Genomic DNA, 22,729 nt, shown 5'->3' with positions numbered 1-22,729 from the left:
AACCCAAAGCCCCTGTCTGCGATGCAGACAGGGGCTTTGTCTTTTCCGGTCAGAACTGATAGCTGACCGTAGCGCTTACGTTTCGCTCTTCACCCATGTAGCAGTAGTTCAGGCTGGCACATGAGGTGATGTAGCTTTCGTTGGTGAGGTTGTTGGCGTTCAGGCGCACATCCACCCCCGTCAGGCCTACCTTGCCCAGGTCATAGCCGATGGAAGCGTCAAATAGCGTGTAGGAAGGCACCTTCATGCTGTTTTCCGCATCCACCCAGCTGTACCCCACATACCGTACCCCGCCGCCCAGTCGCAGGCCGTCCAGCGCTCCCTGACGGAAGTTGTAATCAGCCCACAGTGAAAACATCTGCTTGGGTGCCTGGGTAGGTGAATGACCCTTGTTGTCCAGGCTGGGGGCCACCAGGCTCGGCATCGTCTTGGAATACTCGATGTCGGTAAAGGTGTAGCCGCCCAGCAGCTTGAGGTTATCGGTCACCTGAACATGGGCCTCCAATTCCAGCCCTTGTGAGCGAACTTCACCCACGGGGCGATAGAACTCCTCGTTCGGCTGCTTGGATGCCAGGTTCTCTTGCTCGATCCGGAATACCGATGCGGTGAACAGGTTGTCACTGCCTGGTGGTTGATACTTGATACCCGCCTCCCACTGAGTGCCCTCGGTCGGAGCCAGCGGGCGGCCATCCTGGTCAGAAACGGTATTGGGGTTGAACGACTCCGAGTAGCTGACATAAGGCGCCATACCGTTCTCGAACAGATACAGCACACCCGCCCGGGTGGTGAACTTGGTGCGCTGGTCGTTGACCTTGGTGTTGCTGTCACGGTTCTCCTCAGAGACTTTCACCCAGTCCTGGCGCAGCCCCAACGAGAAGCGCCATTGGTCCAGCTCGACCAGGTCCTGCAAGTACACACCTGTTTGCTGCAGACGGCGCTGATAGCGGTTTTCACCGAGCACCTGCAGGTTGCCATTGCCGTATTGAGGGTTGCCCGCATCCAGCGGATCGACTGTGCCGTAACGCCATTCAACGTCCGCCTTGCGGCGCTGATAGTCGGTGCCAAGCAGCAAGGTATGCTTGGCCGCGCCTGTGAAGAACTCTGCCTGCAGCATGTTATCGATGATGTACGAATGCAGGCGCTCGTCACCGCCGGTATAGGCGCGGTTGAGGATGTTGCTGTCGGCATCCGCCCAGCCGGCCGAATACACCTGGTCCATCGAGACATCAGAGTCCTGGTAGCGGAAGTTCTGCCGGGCGGTGAACACGTCGTTGAAGCGGTGCTCGAACTGGTAGCTGAACGACTGCTGTGTGCGTTCGTAGTTGTCGACCCCGGGTTCGCCCTCAAAGAAGTGGTCTGACAGGCGCAGCCCGTTGCGCTTGTGCAGCATGCCGTCCGCCGGGTTGCCGCCGTGGTAGCCGCCATTGGGGTCGTGCTGCAGATACGCCTGCAGCGTCAGTGAGGTGTCTTCGGTGAAGTCGATGCTGATAGCCGGAGCGATGGCGTAGCGTTCTTCCTTGCTGTGGTCGAACTGGGTGTCTGAGCTATCCGCCAGGCCTGTCAGACGATAGGCGATACGTTTGTCGTCATCTACCGGGCCGCTGAAGTCGAAACCCATGCCACGCTGGCCCTGGGTGCCCACAGTGGCCTGGATCTGATGGAAAGGGGTAAACAGGGGCTTCTTGGTGGTCAATGCCACCAGCCCCCCAGGGGAGCTGCGGCCATAAAGGACCGAAGAGGGCCCTTTGAGGATGTCGATGCGTTCAAGGAAGTAAGGGTCCACCTGCATGGTGCTGTAGGTGCCGTTGTCACCCATGGACTTCAGGCCATCGACGTAGATGTTGTCCACCGAACCATCATTGAAACCACGCATGGCCACATAGTCGTAGCGGTGCGTAGCGCCATAGGGGTTGGTCAGTACCCCTGGGGTATAACGCATGGCCTGGGCGACGGTCTGCGAGCCCTGATCATCCATTTGCTGGCGGGTCACCACCGAGACTGATTGCGAGGTTTCCACCAGTGGCATGCTGGTCTTGGTCGCAACCTGGCTGTGCGTAGCGTTATAGCCGTCCATGCTGCCCAGGGCATTGCCAAGGCTGAAGCTGCGGATGTCGGTGTCTGGCAGCGACAGCGCGGCACCCTCAGGCAGTGCCCGCAACACATAGTTGCGCCCACCTTGGCTGACGGCTTCCAGGCCGCTGCCATTGAGCAGTTGGCGCAGAGCCTGTTCGGGCGAGTAATGCCCTTGCAGGCCACTGGATTGCAGCCCGCTGGTCAATTGCGGTGTGCTCGATAAGGTGATCCCCGTCTGGCGTGCAAACTGGTTGAGCACATCGTTCAATTGGCCGGCCGGGATCGCATACTGCTGGCTTGCCTGAGAGGCCTCGGCGGCCAGGGCTTGAAGCGGCAGGGCGGTCATGCCCAGGGCGGTGCCGAACAGGGCTGCCCGTACGGCTTTGCGCAGGCTGGCTGAATTCAAGACAGGTCGAAAATCATTCGCGTTGGATGGGCGTGCGGGTGTTGAGGCGATGGGCATGAATGAGTCCATTAAAGGGGAGGGCAGAAGGCGTTGCTTACTGTCCTAGCCGGATCGGCGCCCAAATCCCGCCAAAAAATCAGCACGTGGGTGAAGTCAGGCAATGTGCTCAACGCGAATCCACCAGCGCGTGCGTTGGCGAAGCCTCACAGGCAGCGTTTGGGGCAGCAGTTGCAGCAGTTGTTCAGGGTCCTGGAGACGGAATACACCTGACAGGCGCAGATCGGCAATATCATCGCTGCAGCCCAGGTAGCCGTTGCGATAACGGCTCACCTGCTGAAGAAAATCGCGCAAGCGCATGTCGCGGGTCACGATCAGCCCTTCGCTCCAGGCCGCCGGGTCCATGGCCACGCGGTCCAGGCGTTGTGCACTGTTTACGTCCAGGCGCCAGTCCTGACCGCTGGTGATCCACTGCACCTGGCCATTCCCCGGCCGGTGGATCGCCACATTGCCCTGGCTGACGCTGACCCTTGTGCAGTCGATATCCTGCCGTACCACAAAGCGCCCATTGAGACCTTCGAGCAGGGCGTGTTGCGTCTGTACCAACAGGGGGCGTGGCGGATTCGGCGCCTCGCTGCAGGTGAGCATCAACTCCCCTTGCTTGAGGCGGATCAAACGCTGCTGATCGTCAAAGGCCAGGTCCACGGCACTGCGCGTATTCAGTTGCATCAGCGAGCCATCGGGCAGGCGGAAGCTACGCCGTTCGCCAGTGGCAGTAGCGTAGTCCGAGGCCCACACGCTGACACTATCGAGGTCTTTGGCCAGCCATGCAGCAGTGCCCGCCAGGGCAGCACCGCCAAGCAATTTGAGCGCCTGGCGGCGGTGCAGGCGTCGTTGGCTGGTTTCCAGGGTCTGCAGGGCAACCCCCGCGCCGGGGATAGCGCGCAGGTCAAGGTCCTGATGCAGATGAACCACCCGCTGCCACGCCAGCTCGTGTTCGTGTCGCGCGCGACGCCACTGCTCGCATTGATGCTGCAGTGCGGGGCTATTGCCGCTCTCGCGCAGCCTGAGCATCCACTGAATGGCCTGCTTGACTGTTTTGGCCGAAGGGGCGGCGGCTGTCATCGCTCGTCTTCGAAGCGCAGCAGGTAGCAATGGTAGAGCGCATCCGCGATATAGCGCTCCACGGTGCGTACGGAGATACCCATTTGCTCGGCAATGGCCTGATGCTTCAGCCCTTCGCATTGGGCCAGCAAAAATGCGCGGCGCACTTTAGGCTTGAGGCCATCGAGCATACGCGCGATACGCTCCAGCAGTTCCAGCAACACTTCGCGGGTTTCGGCCGAAGGCGCCAGGGCCTCAGGCAGATGAGCCAGTGCTTCGAGGTAAGCCCGATGCAGTTCTTCACGACGCCAGTGATCGATCACCAACCCACGTGCGACGGTGCACAGGAAGGCCCTTGGCGTGTTGAGCTGCACCTGCTCGCGGCGCTGTAACAGCCGGACGAAGGTGTCCTGGGCCAAGTCCGCGGCATCGGCGGCATTGCCCAGCTTGCTGCGCAGCCAGGCATGCAGCCAGCCGTGGTGGTCACTGTAGAGCGTTTGCACGGAGTCATTGGAAGGCATGGAGGAGGGCGCTGGCTTCAATGGACATGAATGATAATTAGTCTCATTGTTTGCGGTGCAAGGCTAATTTGCAACAGTCTGATGTCGGGCTGCTATGCAACCCGTGGCCAGGCCAGGCAGAACCGTTAGCGCCCCAACTGTGTATCCAGGTAGTTCCTGATAACACGCGCCCCTGAGTTCAAGTGCCGCTCCAGCACCGCGATGGCTTCATCCACCAGCTTGTCGCTGGCCGCGTCCACCAGGGCGTTGTGATCGTCCTGGGTGAGTTTCCCCAGCCCCATGGACGAAAGATGAAAGCGCAGAAAACGCTCTTCCTCGTTCAGCTCGTTCTCGATCAGGCGTAGCAACTTCTTGTTCGACGCCTTGCTGTACAGCGTCATGTGGAGCAGACGGTTGAGGCGACCGATTTCGGCGTGGAGGGTCTCGTTTTCGAGTTGCTGGATGTAGCCGCGGGCTCGGGCGATGTCGTCGCTATCAAGCAGCGGCACCGATTGGCGCAGCGCCTCGCTTTCGAGCAGTACACGCAGGGCATAAGTGTCCACTGCGTCCTCGCCAATCAATGGCGCAACCACCGCCCCTTTGTGCATCTCCACTTTCAGCAGCGATTGCGCTTCGAGTTGGCGCAGGGCCTCGCGCACAGGCATGCGGCTGACCCCGAACAAGGTAGCGAGCTCTTGTTGACGCACAGCAGTACCTGGCGGCAGACGACCATCAAGAATGGCGCTGCGCAGGCGCTCTTCGATCACGGCACGTGCCAGGTGCGGGGATAGCTGTTCGCTAGCCAGCACGTTGCTCAATTTGATTTTCTCGGCCACGCGGAGTCTGCCTCGACAATAACGAAAGTTGGATCCAATGACACTAGTAATAGGCAAGGGGGCTTGTCAAACCGTCAACCGCACTGGAGCGGGTGACCCAAGGCCGCGGCTATGGTGTATGAAGTCGCCTGCCAAAGGAAGCGGCACATAGAACGAGATAGCCATAAAGTTATTATGGCCCGACCATTGGCGTGATTGCAGGGTGCCATTGTCTTTTGCACTGGCAGGCCGCACCATCGCTGCTTTCGACTGGTCTGAACAGGTCTTCGCAGTGGCGATATCCTGGATGTTCAAAACCGCTGTGCGACGTGTCGGCCTTGCCGCGCTGCTGGGTAGCTTGCTACTGGGCGGTTTGCACGCGGATTGGGATTTTTCCCAGATCAGTCGCAAGTCGCAAGCCCTGTATGGCCCGCTGGGCGCAGGGCAGGGGCGTATCGACGCCTGGCAGAACCTGATGACCACGCAGAAGCAGGCCAGTGAGTTGGAGCAGCTGCAGGTGGTCAATCGCTTCTTCAACCAGCAACTGCGCTACGTCGAAGATATCGACCTGTGGCGCGAGGTCGATTATTGGGCCACGCCGGTCCAGGCCTTGATCAAGGGGGCTGGTGATTGCGAGGACTACGCTATTGCCAAGTATTTCAGCCTACGGCGCATGGGCATCCCCAGCGAAAAGCTGCGTATCACCTACGTCAAGGCGTTGCGGCAGAACCGAGCGCACATGGTGCTGACCTATTATGCAAGCCCACAGGCCCAACCGTTGGTGCTCGACAGCCTGATGGATGCCATCAAGCCAGCGAGCCAGCGCCCCGACCTGTTGCCGGTATACGCCTTCAATGGTGAGGGGCTGTGGCTGACAGGTGCTGCCGGCAACAAGAAGGTCGGCGATACCAAGCGGCTGTCACGCTGGCAGGATTTGCTGAAAAAAATGCAGGCCGAAGGGTTCCCGGCCGAGCCGGTTTACTGAAGGAGCACAGATGTCACTGTTCAAACAATTGCTGTTGGCCATTTGCCTGTTCCTGGTGGTCGCGTTCAGCGGCAGCTTCATGGTCAGCCTGGAGAGCTCGCGCAGCCAGTACGTCAACCAGCTGCGTTCGCACGCCCAGGATGCAGCCACCGCCCTGGCGCTGTCGTTGACGCCAAACATAGATGACCCGGCGATGGTCGAACTGATGGTCAGTTCGATCTTCGACAGTGGCTACTATGCGAGCATCAAGGTCGTCGACCTGGGCTCCAATGCCGTGCTGGTGGAGCGCCATGCCGAGCCTGATCGGGGAGGTGTGCCAGCCTGGTTCGTGCACCTTATCGGCCTTGAAGCTGCCGGTGGCGACGCCATCGTCAGCCGTGGATGGCAGCAGGCCGCCCGGGTCGAGGTGATCAGCCATCCGATGTTCGCCATCGCCAAGCTCTGGCAGAGCGCGTTGGGCAGCCTGGGCTGGTTGTTGCTGTGCGGCGCTGCCAGCGCGGTGCTCGGTGCCTTGCTGCTGCGCCGCCAATTGCGGCCGCTGGATTACATGGTCGAGCAATCCCATGCCATCGCCCGACGCGAATTCCTCAGCCTGCCAGACCTGCCGCGTACACCTGAACTGCGCCGTGTGGTACAGGCGATGAACCAGATGGTCGAGAAGCTCAAGGCCCTGTTCACCGAGCAGGCCGAGCGCAGTGAGCGGTTGCGTGCAGAGTCCTACCAGGACAGCCTCACCGGCTTGTCTAACCGCCGTTACTTCGAGATGCAGCTCAATACGCGCGTCAGCAACATGGAGGAGGCGCGTGCCGGTTACTTGCTGTTGCTGCGGGTGCAGGGGCTGGCAGGCCTCAACGCACGCTTGGGCGGGCAGCGTACCGATCAGCTGTTGCAGGCCGTGGGCGAGCAGTTACGCCGCACCTGTGCCAGCTACCCAGAAACCAAAGACCTGATTTCGCGTAGCCGTGGCGGCGAGTTCGCCGTGCTGGCGCCGGGCATGGTGCATGAGGAGGCGGTGCAGCTCGCCCAGGCCCTGGAGGCAACGCTACAGAGCCTGCACGAGACGGGCGCCAGTGATGTCGACCCGGTGGCGTGCATCGGCCTTGCGCCCTTCAGCCCCGGCGATGCGCCACAGGCATTGCTGAAACTCGCCGACGAAGCCCTGGCCCGCGCCGAAAACCAACCGACGCCGGGCTGGGTGTGCCTTGAACAGGGTGCGGCCGCGGTGGCTGGCGATAGCCATCATGCCTGGCATGAGCGGCTCGATCAGGCATTCCTCAACGGTCATTTCGAGCTGTTCTTCCAGCCGGTGGTGGACTGCGGCACAGCGCAACGGGTGTTGCATCACAAAGTCATCTCGCGCTTGCAGGATGAGCCGGGCGAGGCGCTGCCGGCCGGCCGCTTCCTGCCCTGGCTGGAGCGCTTTGGCTGGATGCCGCGTCTGGATGTGCTGGTGCTGGAAAAGGTGCTCGCTCACTTGCGCAGCCATGATCAGATGCTGGCGCTGAACCTGTCTGCTGCAACCTTGGCCGACCCCAAGGCGCTGCAACGCGTGTACGAGTTGCTAAGCCAGAATGCGGCGCTGGGCCCACGCTTGACGTTCGAGATCGGCGAAGAGCAGTTGCCCGAGCAGTCTGCACTGGAACAACTGACCCGCCGCCTGCACGCACTTGGCTTCGGGCTGGCGCTGCAGCGCTTTGGTGGCCGCTTCAGCATGATTGGCAACCTGGCGCACCTGGGCCTTGCTTACCTGAAAATCGATGGCAGCTACATCCGCAACATCGACCATGAGCAGCACAAGCGCCTGTTCATCGAGGCAATCCAGCGTGCGGCACACAGTATCGACCTGCCGTTGATTGCTGAACGGGTCGAGACGGAAGGGGAAAGGTTGGTGCTACGGGAGATGGGCGTGGGCGGTATTCAGGGGCAGTTGGTGGGTGAGCCCGCGCCCTGGCGCTGAACCCTGTGTAGGAGCGGCCCTGCGTCGCGAAAGGGCCGCTCCTACACAGGCAGCGCACGTTTAGTGTCAGCCCTTAACGCTCGCGCAAGGCCTCCGAGCGCGCCTTCATGATCGGCTTGAGCAGGTAGCTCATGATGGTCTTCTTGCCGGTCATGATATCCACCGTCGCCACCATCCCGGGAATGATCAGCAGGGGCTTCTCGTCAGTGCCCAGGTGGCTGCGATCGGTGCGCAGCTTGATCAGGTAATACGTGGTCTTCTTGTCTTCATCGGTGATGGTGTCGGCACCGATCTGTTCCAGCTTGGCCTTGAGGCCACCGTAGATGGTGTAGTCATAGGCAGTGAACTTGACGGTTGCCTCCTGGCCCGGGTGCAGGAACGCGATGTCCTTGGGCAGGATCTTGGCCTCGATGACCAGCGTGTCGTCCAGTGGCACGACCTCGACGATGTCGCTACCCGGCTGGATCACCCCGCCGATGGTGTTGACCAGCAGCTGTTTGACGATACCGCGCACAGGCGAGGTGACCATGGTGCGGTGAACCCGGTCATCCAGTGCTTTGCTGGTGGCGGTGGCTTTGCTGAGCTCGGTGCGGGCCTCGTTGAGCTGGGTCAGCGCTTCGCTGCGGAACTTGCCACGGGTTTCCTCGACCTTGCTCTGTACTTCCCGGATGGCGGCCTCGGCACGCGGGATGGCGAGCGCGGTGGAGTCCATCTGGCCGCGGTTTTCCACTTCGGCACGGCGCAGGCGCAGCACCTCGACCTGGGAGATCGCGCCCTGGGCTACCAGCGGCTCGGACATCGAGATTTCCTGACGCAGCAGTTGCAGGCTGTTGGCGTACTGCGCGCGCTTGGAGGTGTACTCGCGCAGCTCTTGCTGGCGCTGTACCAACTGCTGCTGCAGGCCACCAATCTCATCCTGCAGTTGCTGGCGCCGGCTCAGGTACAGCGACTCTTCGTTGGCTGCCTGGCTAGGCGCTGCCTTGCGCAGTTCTTCATCGATTTTCAGCGGGCGGTCTTCGACCTCGGCACTCAGGCGTTCGACGCGCAGGGCCATGGCCAGGCGGTCGGCCTCGGTCTCGCCGACGTTGGAGGCGAAGCGGGTTTCGTCCAGGCGCAGCAAGGGCTGGCCGACTTCGACGATTTGCCCTTCCTTGGCGTAAATTTCGGCGACGATGCCGCCCTCAAGGTTCTGGATCTTCTGCACCTTTGAGGATGGAATGGCCTTGCCTTCACCGCGCGTAACCTCATCGATCGGCGCAACGCTGGCCCAGACGATCAGGAACACGAAAAACGCGATCACACCCCAGATGGTCAGGCGCACCACCCGCGGCGCGTCCTCGATCAGTGCCTTGTTGACCTCGGGCAGCGGCTGCCCGCCAAGCGAATCGGAGCCTTTGAAGTAGCGCCGCAGGCCATCCTTAAACTGCCCCATATCGAGCTTATGCAACACTGATCTGCCCCTTCTTCAGCGCATCCATGACCGCGGCTTTCGGGCCGTCGGCGACAATCTGCCCGCGATCGATGACGATCAGCCGGTCCACCAGCGACAGCAACGAGGCGCGGTGTGTCACCAGCAGCACCGTCTTGTTTTCGATTACCGCCTGCAGACGCTGTTTGAGGCGCTCTTCACCGGTGTTGTCCATGGCGCTGGTCGGCTCGTCGAGCAGCAGGATCTGTGGGTTGAGCAGCAATGCACGGCCCAGGGCAACGTTCTGCCGCTGGCCGCCGGAGAGGTTCTGGCCACGCTCACCCACTTGCAGCTCATAGCCGTCGGGGTGCAGCCGGGCAAACTCATGAACACCAGCAAGTTCCGCAGCCTGGAGGATCATTTCGTCTTCGATGTAGCGCGCGCCGCTGACCAGGTTGTCGCGCAGGGTGCCGGCCATCAGCTGGATGTCCTGAGGCACATAGCCGATGTTGTGGCGCAGCTCGCTGACGTCGATTTGACGGATATCCACGCCATCGACCAGCAGAGACCCACCGTCGGACTCATACAGGCCAACGATGAGCTTGGCCAGAGAGCTCTTGCCCGAGCCGCTTCGGCCAATGATGCCAACCTTTTCGCCGGGGCGAATGGTCAGGTTGATGTTCTTCAGCGCCAGGTTCTGCTGGTTCGGGTAGGTGAAATCGACCCCGCGGAACTCGATGCTGCCCTGCAGCACACGGCGGCTCAGTGGGCGTTCCTCGAAGTTGCGCTCCTGCGGCAGTTCCATCATGTGGTCGGTGGAGACCATGGTCACCTTGGCCTGCTGATAACGGGCCAGCAAACCGTTGAGCTGGCCCAGCGGGCCGAGGGCGCGGCCGCTGAGCATGTAACAGGCGACCAGGCCACCCATGCTCAGGTTGCCGTCGATGATCATGTAGACACCGACGCAGATCATCGCCACGCCAGCCAGCTGCTGGATCAGCAGGGTGATGTTCATCGCCAGGCTCGACAGCACTTTGACGCGCAATTCCAGACGGCTGAGGGTGCCCAGCGTCTGCTCCCACATGTACTGGCGCTCGCTTTCGGCGTTGTTGACCTTGACCGCATCCAGGCCCGCTAGGGTCTCGATCAGGCTCGACTGACGCTCCGAGGCCAGGGCCATGGTCCGCTCCATGGTCGCCATCAGCGGCCGTTGCAGGGCGTAACCGATGCCCAGGGCCAGCGGGAAGGCAATGATCGGGATCCACACCAGGTGCCCGCCAATGATGGCGATGACGATCAGGATCAATAGCGTGAACGGCAGGTCGATCAGGCTGGTCAGGGTCAAGGACGCCAGGAAGTCGCGTAAACCCTGGAACTCATGGATGTTCTGGGCAAAGCTGCCGACCCGCGCCGGGCGGTACTTCATCGACATGCCGACGATACGCTCGAACAACGTCGCCGAGATGATCAGGTCGGTCTTCTTGCCGGCCAGGTCCAGACAGAGGCCGCGCAGGCCTTTGAGGATCAGGTCGAAGAGGTAGGCGCCGGCGATGCCGACGGCCAGCACCCACAGGGTGGAGGTCGCCTGGTTGGGCACCACCCGGTCATACACGTTCATGACGAACAGCGGCGCGGCCAGGGCGATCAGGTTGATCACCAGGCTGGCGGCGATGGCGTCGATATACAGCCATTTGCTGCGCAGCAAGGTGTCGCGGAACCAGGATTTGGCACGCGGGATGAGGTTGCCGTGGTTGACGTCGAACTTGTGCTGCGGCTGAGCGAAGAACACGCGCCCGCTGTAGTCACTGAGCAGCGCTTCGCGGCTGACGTGCACCTCGCCACCATCGCTCTCGCTGAGCAGCAGGCGTGCGGTGTCTTCGTTCTCCCAGCCCAGCAGGACGGCGCTGCGGCCTTCCTTGAGCAACAGCATGGCCGGCATGGCGATACTGGGGATCTGCTCCAGCTTGCGCTGCAGCAGCCGCCCTTGCAGGCCGGCCCTGGCTGCCGCACGGGGCAGCAGCTCGGGGCTCAGGCGCTGGGCGGGCAGCGGCAGGCCGGTGGTCAGCATGACCCGGCTGGCAGGTTTCTGGTGCAGGACACACAGGCTCAGCAGGCTATCCAGCAAGGGATCGTCATGCTGACTGCGTGGATCGTGGCTGAGTTGGACTCGACTGACTTCGGATTCCACGCGGCGCTCTCTTCATCCTTGCGGTGGGTGGGGCAGGGTGTGCCTCAGTTCAGGCCTGGCAGGCTCACCCTCGGTTTCAGATCGTTCTGCACAACGGTGGCCAGCGGGGCTACGACACCCTGACTCTTGAGCAGCTGGCCAATGGTCGCCTTGATTCGATACTGAGTAAACAATTGTATGTTCTTCACTTCCACCAGGCGACGCTGGGCAGTGAAGGTTTCATTCTCGCTGTCGAGCAAGTCGAGCAGGGTTCGCTCGCCCAGGCTGAATTGCTGTTGGTAGGCGCTGCGCACACGGTTGCTGTGATCGACATACTGCTGGGCGATCGGCAACTGGGCGTTGGCGTTATCCTGAGCATTCCATGCCAGTCCCAACTCTTCATTGAGCTGACGCAAGGCATTGTTGCGGATATCCAGCGCCTGGTTGGACAGGTACGACTTGGACTCCAGGTCTGCCTTGTTGCTGCCGCCAGCATACAAATTGAAGTTCATTCGCAGCATAGCCTGCCATTCGTTGTTATGGCCTGCGGTGCCGTCGATATTGTTATCGGCCGTGCGTCCGAGTTCTGCATCGAAGCGGGGGTAGAACGACGACTTTGCCGCCTCGTACTGTTTTTCTGCTGCGGCAATGTCCGACTCGGCCGAGCGCAGCACTGGGCTGCTTTCCACCAGCTGCGTGCGGGCTTCTTCCAGTGTGGCTGGTAGCAGGTCGATGAACGGCGCAGGTGCGCTCAGCTCATCGGGCAACTGGCCCACCACGCTGAGGTAGTTGGTGCTGGCATCGGCCAGGTTGGTCTTTTCGGTAATCAGATTGTTTTGCGCCTGGGCCAGGCGTGCCTCAGCTTGGTCCAGGTCAGCCAGGCGGCCGACGCCGCGGCTGGTGCGCAATTTGATCTGATCCAGAATGCGTTCGTGGTTGCTCAGGTTGTCTTCGGCCAGGCGCACCATCTCGCGTCGCGACAGCACATCCAGGTACACCTGGGCGACGTCGAGCGCGGTGCGCTCGGAGGTGCCCATCAGGGAGTAGGCGCGTGCGTTGGCGGTGGCTTGTTGACGGCCGACTTCATTGGACGTGGCAAAACCGTCAAAAACCATTTGGCGAAGACGGATTGCTGACTCGCCTCGGTTCAGCGTGTCCCAGCGATTACCGGTGCTCGGGCTATCGGTACCCTCGCGACCATACCCTGCCGTCACATCCACCCGCGGCAGATAGCCACCCTTGGCCGCACGCAGCTGATAATCAGCGGCCACTCGAGCATTCACACCGGCCTGGATTTCCGGGTGTCTCTCAAGGGCTGTCTGCATGGCTTCGGGCAAGGATTGTGCTTGTACGAACGTGGCGGCTAGGGTGATGGGAAGAACGGTAAACAGTGACGCACGCATTTTTGGCGGGTTCCCGAGGGCGCTATTGTCCTGAATCACGGTTTTTGCTGTTCAGGGCCTGGAAAATGGCAACTGATCTGACCGATGAGCGGACTTCCTGCGGGCACTGGATTAGTACTAAAGGAAGGGGTGGCAAAGGTACAAATATCAATGTGACATTACATTGCCGATTGTTTAGGATGGCGAGTATAAGGTCAATAGTTTGGCAGATGGTTAATTCCAAACAGTTATAGACGTAATTTTGACGTCAAATCGTCAACATATCAATCGACACAGATCCGCCGGAAGTGGCTTAAGAGCGCCGCTCTGGCAGGGAAGTACCCGAATCGGGTCACACGGAGAGTCCAATGAGCAGCGTTGTAGCCATCGTCAAAAGCATTGTCGGCCAGGTTATTGCGGTATCCCCAGAGGGCATCCGGCGTGTACTCATCGAAGGTGATCGCCTGTTGGCGGGTGAGGAAGTGCTCACCGGCCCAGGCGGCGCTATAACCCTCGAGCTGGCCGACGGCCGTCTGCTCGACCTGGGTCGCGACAGCCACTGGAGCGCGGATGCGCCCTACAGCAGCACCGACCTGGGCCAGGCCACTGCGGAGGCAGCGCCGTCGGTTGAAGAGTTGCAGCAGGCGATCGCTGCGGGTGTCGACCCGACTACCGAACTCGAAGCTACCGCAGCAGGCCCGGCAGCGGCGAGCGGTGGTGGTGCGCTGGGGGGGGGCCACAGCTTTGTCATGCTTGAGGAGACCGCGGGCCGTGTTGACCCGAGTATCGGTTTCCCGACCGACCCATTGGGCTTTGCCGCAGTGCAGGACAATGAAGATGTCGGCGCGGTGGATACCAGTAACAACAACCAGGTCATTCCGCCCACAACCGAGACCAATGTCACTACCGCCCTGGTCCTCAACGCCACCCCTTCCATCACCGAAGCGGGTGGCGTAATCGTTTATACGGCGACAGTTGGCCAGGCGCCGACGTCGAATCTGATCGTCACCCTGGCCAACGGCGCAGTGATCGTCATTCCGGCAGGGCAGACCAGCGGTAGCGTAAATGTCACCATCCCGGCCAATGACACGCCGTACATCGACGGTGGGCAGATTTCGACGACCGTCACGGGCACGACCGGTGGTAACGGCCTGATCGTGACCCTGCCGCAAACGCCGGCGGTTACGCAGATTACCGACACCATCGACACCACTACGGCGACCTTGACGGCCAACCCTTCGGTGACCGAAGGCGGCGTGATCACCTACACCGTGACCCTGAGCAACCCTGCTCAAACTCCGGTGACCGTGACCCTGTCCAATGGCCAGACCATCACGATTGAACCTGGTAAAACTCAAGGCAGCGTTGATTTCCAGACCCCGGCCAATGACGTTTACAACAATGGCTCGACCGTTAGCACCACCATCACGGGTGCTACCGGCGGTAACTTCGAGCAGTTGACGCCGAATCCTGCACCGGCCGAGACCACGATCAACGACTCGGTGGATGTGACCACTGCGACCCTGACCGCTTCGCCAAGCGTGACCGAAGGCGGCGTGATCACCTACACCGTGACCCTGAGCAACCCTGCTCAGACTCCGGTAACCGTGACCCTGTCCAACGGCCAGACCATCACTGTTGAGGCTGGCAAGACCCAGGGCAGCGTTGACTTCCAGACCCCGGACAACGACGTCTACAACAACGGCTCGACCGTTAGCACCACCATCACTGGCGCGACTGGCGGTAACTTCGAGCAACTGACGCGGAACCCGACTCCGGCACAGACCACAATCAATGATTCGGTCGATGTCACCACCGCGACCCTGACTGCTTCGCCAAGCGTGACCGAAGGCGGCGTGATCACTTACACCGTGACCCTGAGCAACCCAGCTCAAACTCCGGTGACCGTGACCCTGTCCAACGGCCAGACCATCACCGTTGAAGCGGGCAAGACCCAGGGCAGCGTTGATTTCCAGACCCCGGACAACGACGTTTACAACAACGGCTCGACCGTTAGCACCACCATTACTGGCGCGACTGGCGGTAACTTCGAGCAACTGACGCCGAACCCGACCCCAGCGCAGACCTCGATCAATGACTCGGTCGATGTGACCACTGCGATCCTGACCGCCAATCCTTCGGTAACCGAAGGCGGCGTAATCACTTACACCGTGACCCTGAGCAGTCCAGCTCAAACTCCGGTGACCGTGACCCTGTCCAACGGCCAGACCATCACCGTTGAAGCGGGCAAGACCCAGGGCAGCATTGACTTCCAGACCCCGGACAACGACGTCTACAACAACGGCTCGACCGTTAGCACCACCATCACTGGCGCGACTGGCGGTAACTTCGAGCAGTTGACCCCGAACCCGACTCCGGCGCAGACCTCGATCAATGATTCGGTCGATGTCACCACTGCGACCCTGACCGCTTCGCCAAGCGTGACCGAAGGCGGCGTAATCACTTACACCGTGACCCTGAGCAACCCAGCTCAAACTCCGGTGACCGTGACCCTGTCCAATGGCCAGACCATCACTGTTGAAGCGGGCAAGACCCAAGGCAGCGTTGACTTCCAGACGCCGGACAACGACGTCTACAACAACGGTTCGACTGTTAGCACCACCATCACTGACGCTACCGGCGGTAACTTCGAGCAACTGACGCCGAACCCGACTCCGGCGCAGACCTCGATCAATGACTCGGTCGATGTCACCACTGCAACCCTGACCGCCAATCCTTCGGTAACCGAAGGCGGCGTGATCACCTACACCGTGACCCTGAGCAACCCTGCTCAGACTCCGGTAACCGTGACCCTGTCCAACGGCCAGACCATCACTGTTGAAGCGGGCAAGACCCAGGGCAGCGTTGATTTCCAGACCCCGGACAACGACGTCTACAACAACGGCTCGACTGTAAGTGTCACGATCCAGGACGCTACCGGCGGTAACTTCGAGCAACTGACGCCGAACCCAACCCCGGCGCAGACCTCGATCAATGACTCGGTCGATGTCACCACTGCAACCCTGACCGCTTCGCCAAGCGTGACCGAAGGCGGCGTAATCACTTACACCGTGACTCTGAGCAACCCTGCTCAAACTCCGGTAACCGTGACCCTGTCGAACGGCCAGACCATCACTGTTGAGGCTGGCAAAACCCAGGGCAGCGTTGATTTCCAGACCCCGGACAACGACGTCTACAACAACGGCTCGACTGTAAGTGTCACGATCCAGGACGCTACCGGCGGTAACTTCGAGCAACTGACACCGAACCCGACTCCAGCGCAGACCTCGATCAATGATTCGGTCGATGTCACCACCGCGACCCTGACCGCCAATCCTTCGGTAACCGAAGGTGGCGTGATCACCTACACCGTGACCCTGAGCAACCCTGCTCAAACTCCGGTGACCGTGACCCTGTCCAACGGCCAGACCATCACTGTTGAAGCGGGCAAGACCCAAGGCAGCGTTGACTTCCAGACCCCGGACAACGACGTTTACAACAATGGCTCGACCGTTAGCACCACCATCACTGACGCTACCGGCGGTAACTTCGAGCAACTGACGCCGAACCCGACCCCGGCGCAGACCACGATCAATGATTCGGTCGATGTGACCACTGCGACCCTGACCGCCAGTCCTTCGGTAACCGAAGGCGGCGTAATCACTTACACCGTGACCCTGAGCAACCCTGCTCAAACTCCGGTGACCGTGACCCTGTCCAACGGCCAGACCATCACCGTTGAAGCGGGCAAGACTCAGGGCAGCGTTGACTTCCAGACCCCGGACAACGACGTCTACAACAACGGCTCGACTGTTAGCACCACCATCACTGGCGCGACTGGCGGTAACTTCGAGCAACTGACGCCGAACCCGACTCCGGCACAGACCACAATCAATGATTCGGTCGATGTCACCACCGCGACCCTGACTGCTTCGCCAAGCGTGACCGAAGGCGGCGTAATCACTTACACCGTGACCCTGAGCAACCCAGCTCAAACTCCGGTGACCGTGACCCTGTCCAACGGCCAGACCATCACCGTTGAAGCGGGCAAGACCCAGGGCAGCGTTGATTTCCAGACCCCGGACAACGACGTTTACAACAACGGCTCGACCGTTAGCACCACCATTACTGGCGCGACTGGCGGTAACTTCGAGCAACTGACGCCGAACCCGACTCCGGCACAGACCACAATCAATGATTCGGTCGATGTGACCACCGCGACCCTGACCGCCAGTCCTTCGGTAACCGAAGGTGGCGTGATCACTTACACCGTGACCCTGAGCAACCCTGCTCAGACTCCGGTAACCGTGACCCTGTCCAACGGCCAGACCATCACTGTTGAAGCGGGCAAGACCCAGGGCAGCGTTGATTTCCAAACTCCGGACAACGACGTCTACAACAACGGTTCGACCGTAAGTGTCACGATCCAGGACGCTACTGGCGGTAACTTCGAGCAACTGACGCCGAACCCGACCCCGGCGCAGACCTCGATCAATGATTCGGTCGACAACACCACCGCGACCCTGACTGCTTCGCCAAGCGTGACCGAAGGCGGCGTGATCACCTACACCGTGACCCTGAGCAATCCTGCCCAGACTCCGGTAACCGTGACCCTGTCCAACGGCCAGACCATCACCGTTGAAGCGGGCAAGACCCAGGGCAGCGTTGATTTCCAAACCCCGGACAACGACGTCTACAACAACGGCTCGACCGTTAGCACCACCATCACTGACGCTACCGGCGGCAACTTCGAGCAACTGACACCGAACCCGACTCCGGCGCAGACCACGATCAATGATTCGGTCGATGTCACCACCGCGACCCTGACCGCCAATCCTTCGGTAACCGAAGGTGGCGTGATCACCTACACCGTGACCCTGAGCAACCCTGCTCAAACTCCGGTGACCGTGACCCTGTCCAACGGCCAGACCATCACTGTTGAAGCGGGCAAGACCCAAGGCAGCGTTGACTTCCAGACCCCGGACAACGACGTTTACAACAATGGCTCGACCGTTAGCACCACCATCACTGACGCTACCGGCGGTAACTTCGAGCAACTGACGCCGAACCCGACCCCGGCGCAGACCACGATCAATGATTCGGTCGATGTGACCACTGCGACCCTGACCGCCAGTCCTTCGGTAACCGAAGGCGGCGTAATCACTTACACCGTGACCCTGAGCAACCCTGCTCAAACTCCGGTGACCGTGACCCTGTCCAACGGCCAGACCATCACCGTTGAAGCGGGCAAGACTCAGGGCAGCGTTGACTTCCAGACCCCGGACAACGACGTCTACAACAACGGCTCGACTGTTAGCACCACCATCACTGGCGCGACTGGCGGTAACTTCGAGCAACTGACGCCGAACCCGACTCCGGCACAGACCACAATCAATGATTCGGTCGATGTCACCACCGCGACCCTGACTGCTTCGCCAAGCGTGACCGAAGGCGGCGTAATCACTTACACCGTGACCCTGAGCAACCCAGCTCAAACTCCGGTGACCGTGACCCTGTCCAACGGCCAGACCATCACCGTTGAAGCGGGCAAGACCCAGGGCAGCGTTGATTTCCAGACCCCGGACAACGACGTTTACAACAACGGCTCGACCGTTAGCACCACCATTACTGGCGCGACTGGCGGTAACTTCGAGCAACTGACGCCGAACCCGACTCCGGCACAGACCACAATCAATGATTCGGTCGATGTGACCACCGCGACCCTGACCGCCAGTCCTTCGGTAACCGAAGGTGGCGTGATCACTTACACCGTGACCCTGAGCAACCCTGCTCAGACTCCGGTAACCGTGACCCTGTCCAACGGCCAGACCATCACTGTTGAAGCGGGCAAGACCCAGGGCAGCGTTGATTTCCAAACTCCGGACAACGACGTCTACAACAACGGTTCGACCGTAAGTGTCACGATCCAGGACGCTACTGGCGGTAACTTCGAGCAACTGACGCCGAACCCGACCCCGGCGCAGACCTCGATCAATGATTCGGTCGACAACACCACCGCGACCCTGACTGCTTCGCCAAGCGTGACCGAAGGCGGCGTGATCACCTACACCGTGACCCTGAGCAATCCTGCCCAGACTCCGGTAACCGTGACCCTGTCCAACGGCCAGACCATCACCGTTGAAGCGGGCAAGACCCAGGGCAGCGTTGATTTCCAAACCCCGGACAACGACGTCTACAACAACGGCTCGACCGTTAGCACCACCATCACTGACGCTACCGGCGGCAACTTCGAGCAACTGACACCGAACCCGACTCCGGCGCAGACCACGATCAATGATTCGGTGGATGTGACCACTGCGACCCTGACCGCCAATCCTTCGGTAACCGAAGGCGGCGTAATCACTTACACCGTGACCCTGAGCAACCCTGCTCAGACTCCGGTAACTGTGACCCTGTCCAACGGCCAGACCATCACCGTTGAAGCGGGCAAGACCCAGGGCAGCGTTGATTTCCAAACCCCGGACAACGACGTCTACAACAACGGCTCGACCGTTAGCACCACCATCACTGGCGCGACTGGCGGTAACTTCGAGCAACTGACACCGAACCCGACTCCGGCGCAGACCACAATCAATGATTCGGTCGATGTCACCACCGCGACCCTGACTGCTTCGCCAAGCGTGACCGAAGGCGGCGTAATCACCTACACCGTGACCCTGAGCAATCCAGCTCAAACTCCGGTAACCGTGACCCTGTCCAACGGCCAGACCATCACCGTTGAGGCTGGCAAAACCCAGGGCAGCGTTGATTTCCAGACCCCGGACAACGACGTCTACAACAACGGCTCGACCGTTAGCACCACCATCACTGGCGCGACTGGCGGTAACTTCGAACAACTGACGCCGAACCCGACTCCGGCACAGACCACAATCAATGATTCGGTCGATGTGACCACCGCGACCCTGACCGCCAGTCCTTCGGTAACCGAAGGTGGCGTGATCACTTACACCGTGACCCTGAGCAACCCTGCCCAGACTCCGGTAACCGTGACCCTGTCCAACGGCCAGACCATCACTGTTGAGGCTGGCAAGACCCAGGGCAGCGTTGACTTCCAGACGCCGGACAACGACGTTTACAACAACGGCTCGACCGTTAGCACCACCATTACTGGCGCGACTGGCGGTAACTTCGAGCAACTGACGCCGAACCCGACTCCAGCGCAGACCACGATCAATGATTCGGTCGACAACACCACTGCGATCCTGACTGCTTCGCCAAGCGTGACCGAAGGCGGCGTAATCACTTACACCGTGACCCTGAGCAACCCTGCCCAGACTCCGGTGACCGTGACCCTGTCCAACGGCCAGACCATCACCGTTGAAGCGGGCAAGACCCAGGGCAGCGTTGACTTCCAGACCCCGGACAACGACGTCTACAACAACGGCTCGACCGTTAGCACCACCATCACTGGCGCTACTGGCGGTAACTTCGAGCAGTTGACCCCGAACCCGACTCCGGCGCAGACCTCGATCAATGACTCGGTCGATGTCACCACCGCGACCCTGACTGCTTCGCCAAGCGTGACCGAAGGCGGCGTGATCACCTACACCGTGACCCTGAGCAATCCAGCTCAAACTCCGGTAACCGTGACCCTGTCCAACGGCCAGACCATCACTGTTGAGGCTGGCAAGACCCAGGGCAGCGTTGACTTCCAGACGCCGGACAACGACGTTTACAACAACGGCTCGACCGTTAGCACCACCATTACTGGCGCTACCGGCGGTAACTTCGAGCAACTGACGCCGAACCCGCCCCCGGCGCAGACCTCGATCAACGACTCGGTCGATGTGACCACCGCGACCCTGACCGCCAGTCCTTCGGTAACCGAAGGCGGCGTGATCACCTACACCGTGACCCTGAGCAACCCTGCTCAGACTCCGGTAACCGCGACCCTGTCCAACGGCCAGACCATCACTGTTGAAGCGGGCAAGACCCAGGGCAGCGTTGACTTCCAGACCCCGGACAACGACGTCTACAACAACGGCTCGACCGTAAGTGTCACGATCCAGGACGCTACCGGCGGTAACTTCGAGCAACTGACGCCGAACCCGACCCCGGCGCAGACCACGATCAATGATTCGGTGGATGTGACCACTGCGACCCTGACCGCCAATCCTTCGGTAACCGAAGGTGGTGTGATCACTTACACCGTGACCCTGAGCAACCCAGCTCAAACTCCGGTGACCGTGACTCTGTCGAACGGCCAGACCATCACCGTTGAAGCCGGTAAGACCCAGGGCAGTGTCGACTTCCAGACCCCGGACAACGACGTCTACAACAACGGCTCGACTGTAAGTGTCACGATCCAGGACGCTACCGGCGGTAACTTCGAGCAACTGACGCCGAACCCAACCCCGGCGCAGACCTCGATCAATGATTCGGTCGATGTCACCACCGCGACCCTGACTGCTTCGCCAAGCGTGACCGAAGGCGGCGTGATCACCTACACCGTGACCCTGAGCAATCCAGCTCAAACTCCGGTAACCGTGACCCTGTCCAACGGCCAGACCATCACTGTTGAGGCTGGCAAGACCCAGGGCAGCGTTGACTTCCAGACCCCGGACAACGACGTCTACAACAACGGTTCGACTGTTAGCACCACCATCACTGGCGCGACTGGCGGTAACTTCGAGCAACTGACGCCGAACCCGACCCCGGCGCAGACCACGATCAATGATTCGGTGGATGTGACCACTGCGACCCTGACCGCCAATCCTTCGGTAACCGAAGGTGGCGTGATCACTTACACCGTGACCCTGAGCAACCCAGCTCAAACACCGGTGACCGTGACCCTGTCCAACGGCCAGACCATCACCGTTGAAGCCGGTAAGACCCAGGGCAGTGTTGATTTCCAGACCCCGGACAACGACGTTTACAACAATGGCTCGACTGTCAGCACCACCATCACTGGCGCGACTGGCGGCAACTTCGAGCAATTGACGCCGAACCCGACTCCGGCGCAGACCACGATCAATGACAGTATTGATACCGTCACGGTAAGCATCGTCAGCAATGGCAACGTGACTGAAGATCAGCAGCCATCCTTCACGGTAAAAGTGAGCCAGGCACTGGACCGTCCGTTGACGATCACTCTGTCGAACGGCGAAACCGTCACCATCGAGGCCGGCAAGACCGAGGTCGAATACAAGACCCCGGCCCAGGGTGACGACGTCATCAAGGACGCGGGCTCGGTGACGCTGAGTGTCACCGACGCTACTGTGTCTGGTGCGACCTTCGAAAATCTCGCCCTCGGTGGCCCGGCTACCGTAGAGATTTCGGACACTATCAGTGAAGTCATTGCAACCCTGACTGTCGACAAGTCGACCGTGGCGGAAGGTGGTCAGGTGACCTACACCGTCACCCTGACCAACGCACAGGGGCTGTCTGTCACTCAGCATGGCGCGCTGACTTTCACCCTCACCGACGGCACAAAAGTTACGATTCCGGCCAATAGTGCATCTGGTACTGCAACCGTCACGGTTAATGATGACGTGTATGTCGGTGGTCAGACCGCTATCGCCAACAAGCTTGAATCGGTATCGGGTGCAGACAACTTCGAGAAGCTGACTCTGGGTAGTGATACCGTCAGCACTTCCGTGACGGACGAGCCGGGCTCGGGTACTCCAGGCACTGGCAACGAAGGCGACTTGGTCAAAGTCACCATCACTGCCGACCAGGTTTCGGTCGCTGAGAACGTCAAACCGACCTTCACCGTTCACATCAACACCGCTCTGGCCCACGACCTTGTCGTGACCTTGAGCAACAACGCCACCGTCACCATCAAGGCTGGCGAAACCAGCGCGCCGTACACCCACGACGCGCAGGGCGACGACGTCTACAAGGATGCTGGCGAAATCGAGCTGGGTATCAAGTCCGCCGTCGATGTGGATGGCCGTGCCTTCGAAAACCTGCAG

10 protein-coding genes (1 of these 10 running past the window's edge) are annotated in these 22,729 nt (G+C 60.6%); 3 read left to right on the top strand and 7 right to left on the bottom strand.

The window, feature by feature from the left end; translation table 11 throughout:
- Positions 1-49: 49 nt before the first annotated feature.
- The 4 genes from OGV19_RS23220 to OGV19_RS23205 all read right to left on the bottom strand — a co-directional run bounded on the left by OGV19_RS23220 (position 50) and on the right by OGV19_RS23205 (position 4,916).
- Positions 50-2,464, bottom strand: coding sequence for a TonB-dependent siderophore receptor (locus tag OGV19_RS23220; protein WP_319026089.1), 2,415 nt, complete (start codon positions 2,462-2,464; stop codon positions 50-52).
- Between the two features lie 168 nt (positions 2,465-2,632).
- Positions 2,633-3,601, bottom strand: coding sequence for a FecR domain-containing protein (locus tag OGV19_RS23215; protein WP_264310823.1), 969 nt, complete (start codon positions 3,599-3,601; stop codon positions 2,633-2,635).
- Positions 3,598-4,101, bottom strand: coding sequence for a sigma-70 family RNA polymerase sigma factor (locus OGV19_RS23210; RefSeq protein WP_264310822.1), 504 nt, complete (start codon positions 4,099-4,101; stop codon positions 3,598-3,600). Before OGV19_RS23210 ends, OGV19_RS23215 begins: the two co-directional genes overlap by 4 nt.
- A 125-nt stretch (positions 4,102-4,226) precedes the next feature.
- The gene (locus tag OGV19_RS23205; RefSeq protein WP_264310821.1) at positions 4,227-4,916 is read right to left on the bottom strand and encodes a GntR family transcriptional regulator; all 690 of its coding nucleotides are present in this window, start codon (positions 4,914-4,916) and stop codon (positions 4,227-4,229) included.
- A gap of 202 nt (positions 4,917-5,118) precedes the next feature.
- On the opposite strand from OGV19_RS23205, the gene lapG reads away from it, so the two are divergent.
- Together lapG and lapD are read left to right on the top strand one after the other, a co-directional pair.
- Positions 5,119-5,880 carry a cysteine protease LapG gene (lapG, locus tag OGV19_RS23200; RefSeq protein WP_264310820.1) on the top strand — a complete coding sequence of 254 codons (762 nt, stop codon included), beginning with the start codon at positions 5,119-5,121 and terminating at the stop codon, positions 5,878-5,880.
- A gap of 10 nt (positions 5,881-5,890) precedes the next feature.
- Positions 5,891-7,837, top strand: coding sequence for a cyclic di-GMP receptor LapD (gene lapD / locus OGV19_RS23195; RefSeq protein WP_264310819.1), 1,947 nt, complete (start codon positions 5,891-5,893; stop codon positions 7,835-7,837).
- Positions 7,838-7,910: 73 nt separating this feature from the next.
- Here lapD and OGV19_RS23190 read toward each other — a convergent pair whose 3' ends face one another.
- From OGV19_RS23190 to OGV19_RS23180, 3 genes are read right to left on the bottom strand one after another with little or no spacing between them, the layout of a single operon-like run.
- Complete coding sequence (locus OGV19_RS23190) at positions 7,911-9,269, bottom strand: HlyD family type I secretion periplasmic adaptor subunit (protein WP_264310818.1); 1,359 nt, start codon at positions 9,267-9,269, stop codon at positions 7,911-7,913.
- Positions 9,270-9,276: 7 nt separating this feature from the next.
- A complete protein-coding gene (locus OGV19_RS23185) occupies positions 9,277-11,433 on the bottom strand; it encodes a type I secretion system permease/ATPase (RefSeq protein ID WP_264310817.1) in 2,157 nt (718 codons plus the stop codon).
- Between the two features lie 44 nt (positions 11,434-11,477).
- Positions 11,478-12,815 carry a TolC family outer membrane protein gene (locus OGV19_RS23180; RefSeq protein ID WP_264310816.1) on the bottom strand — a complete coding sequence of 446 codons (1,338 nt, stop codon included), beginning with the start codon at positions 12,813-12,815 and terminating at the stop codon, positions 11,478-11,480.
- A 347-nt stretch (positions 12,816-13,162) separates the two neighbouring features.
- Here OGV19_RS23180 and OGV19_RS23175 point away from each other — a divergent pair, with 347 nt between their 5' ends.
- On the top strand, positions 13,163-22,729 hold the 5' portion of the coding sequence (locus OGV19_RS23175) for an immunoglobulin-like domain-containing protein (protein ID WP_264310815.1). Its footprint extends 20,367 nt past the window's final position; the window shows 9,567 of its 29,934 coding nt (coding positions 1-9,567); its start codon is at positions 13,163-13,165; its stop codon lies off the right edge, out of view.

This window comes from Pseudomonas putida (assembly GCF_025905425.1).
Classification (GTDB): domain Bacteria; phylum Pseudomonadota; class Gammaproteobacteria; order Pseudomonadales; family Pseudomonadaceae; genus Aquipseudomonas; species Aquipseudomonas putida_AF.
The sequence above is the reverse complement of the archived record's forward strand: the minus strand, read 5'-3'. Positions and strand labels throughout refer to the sequence as shown.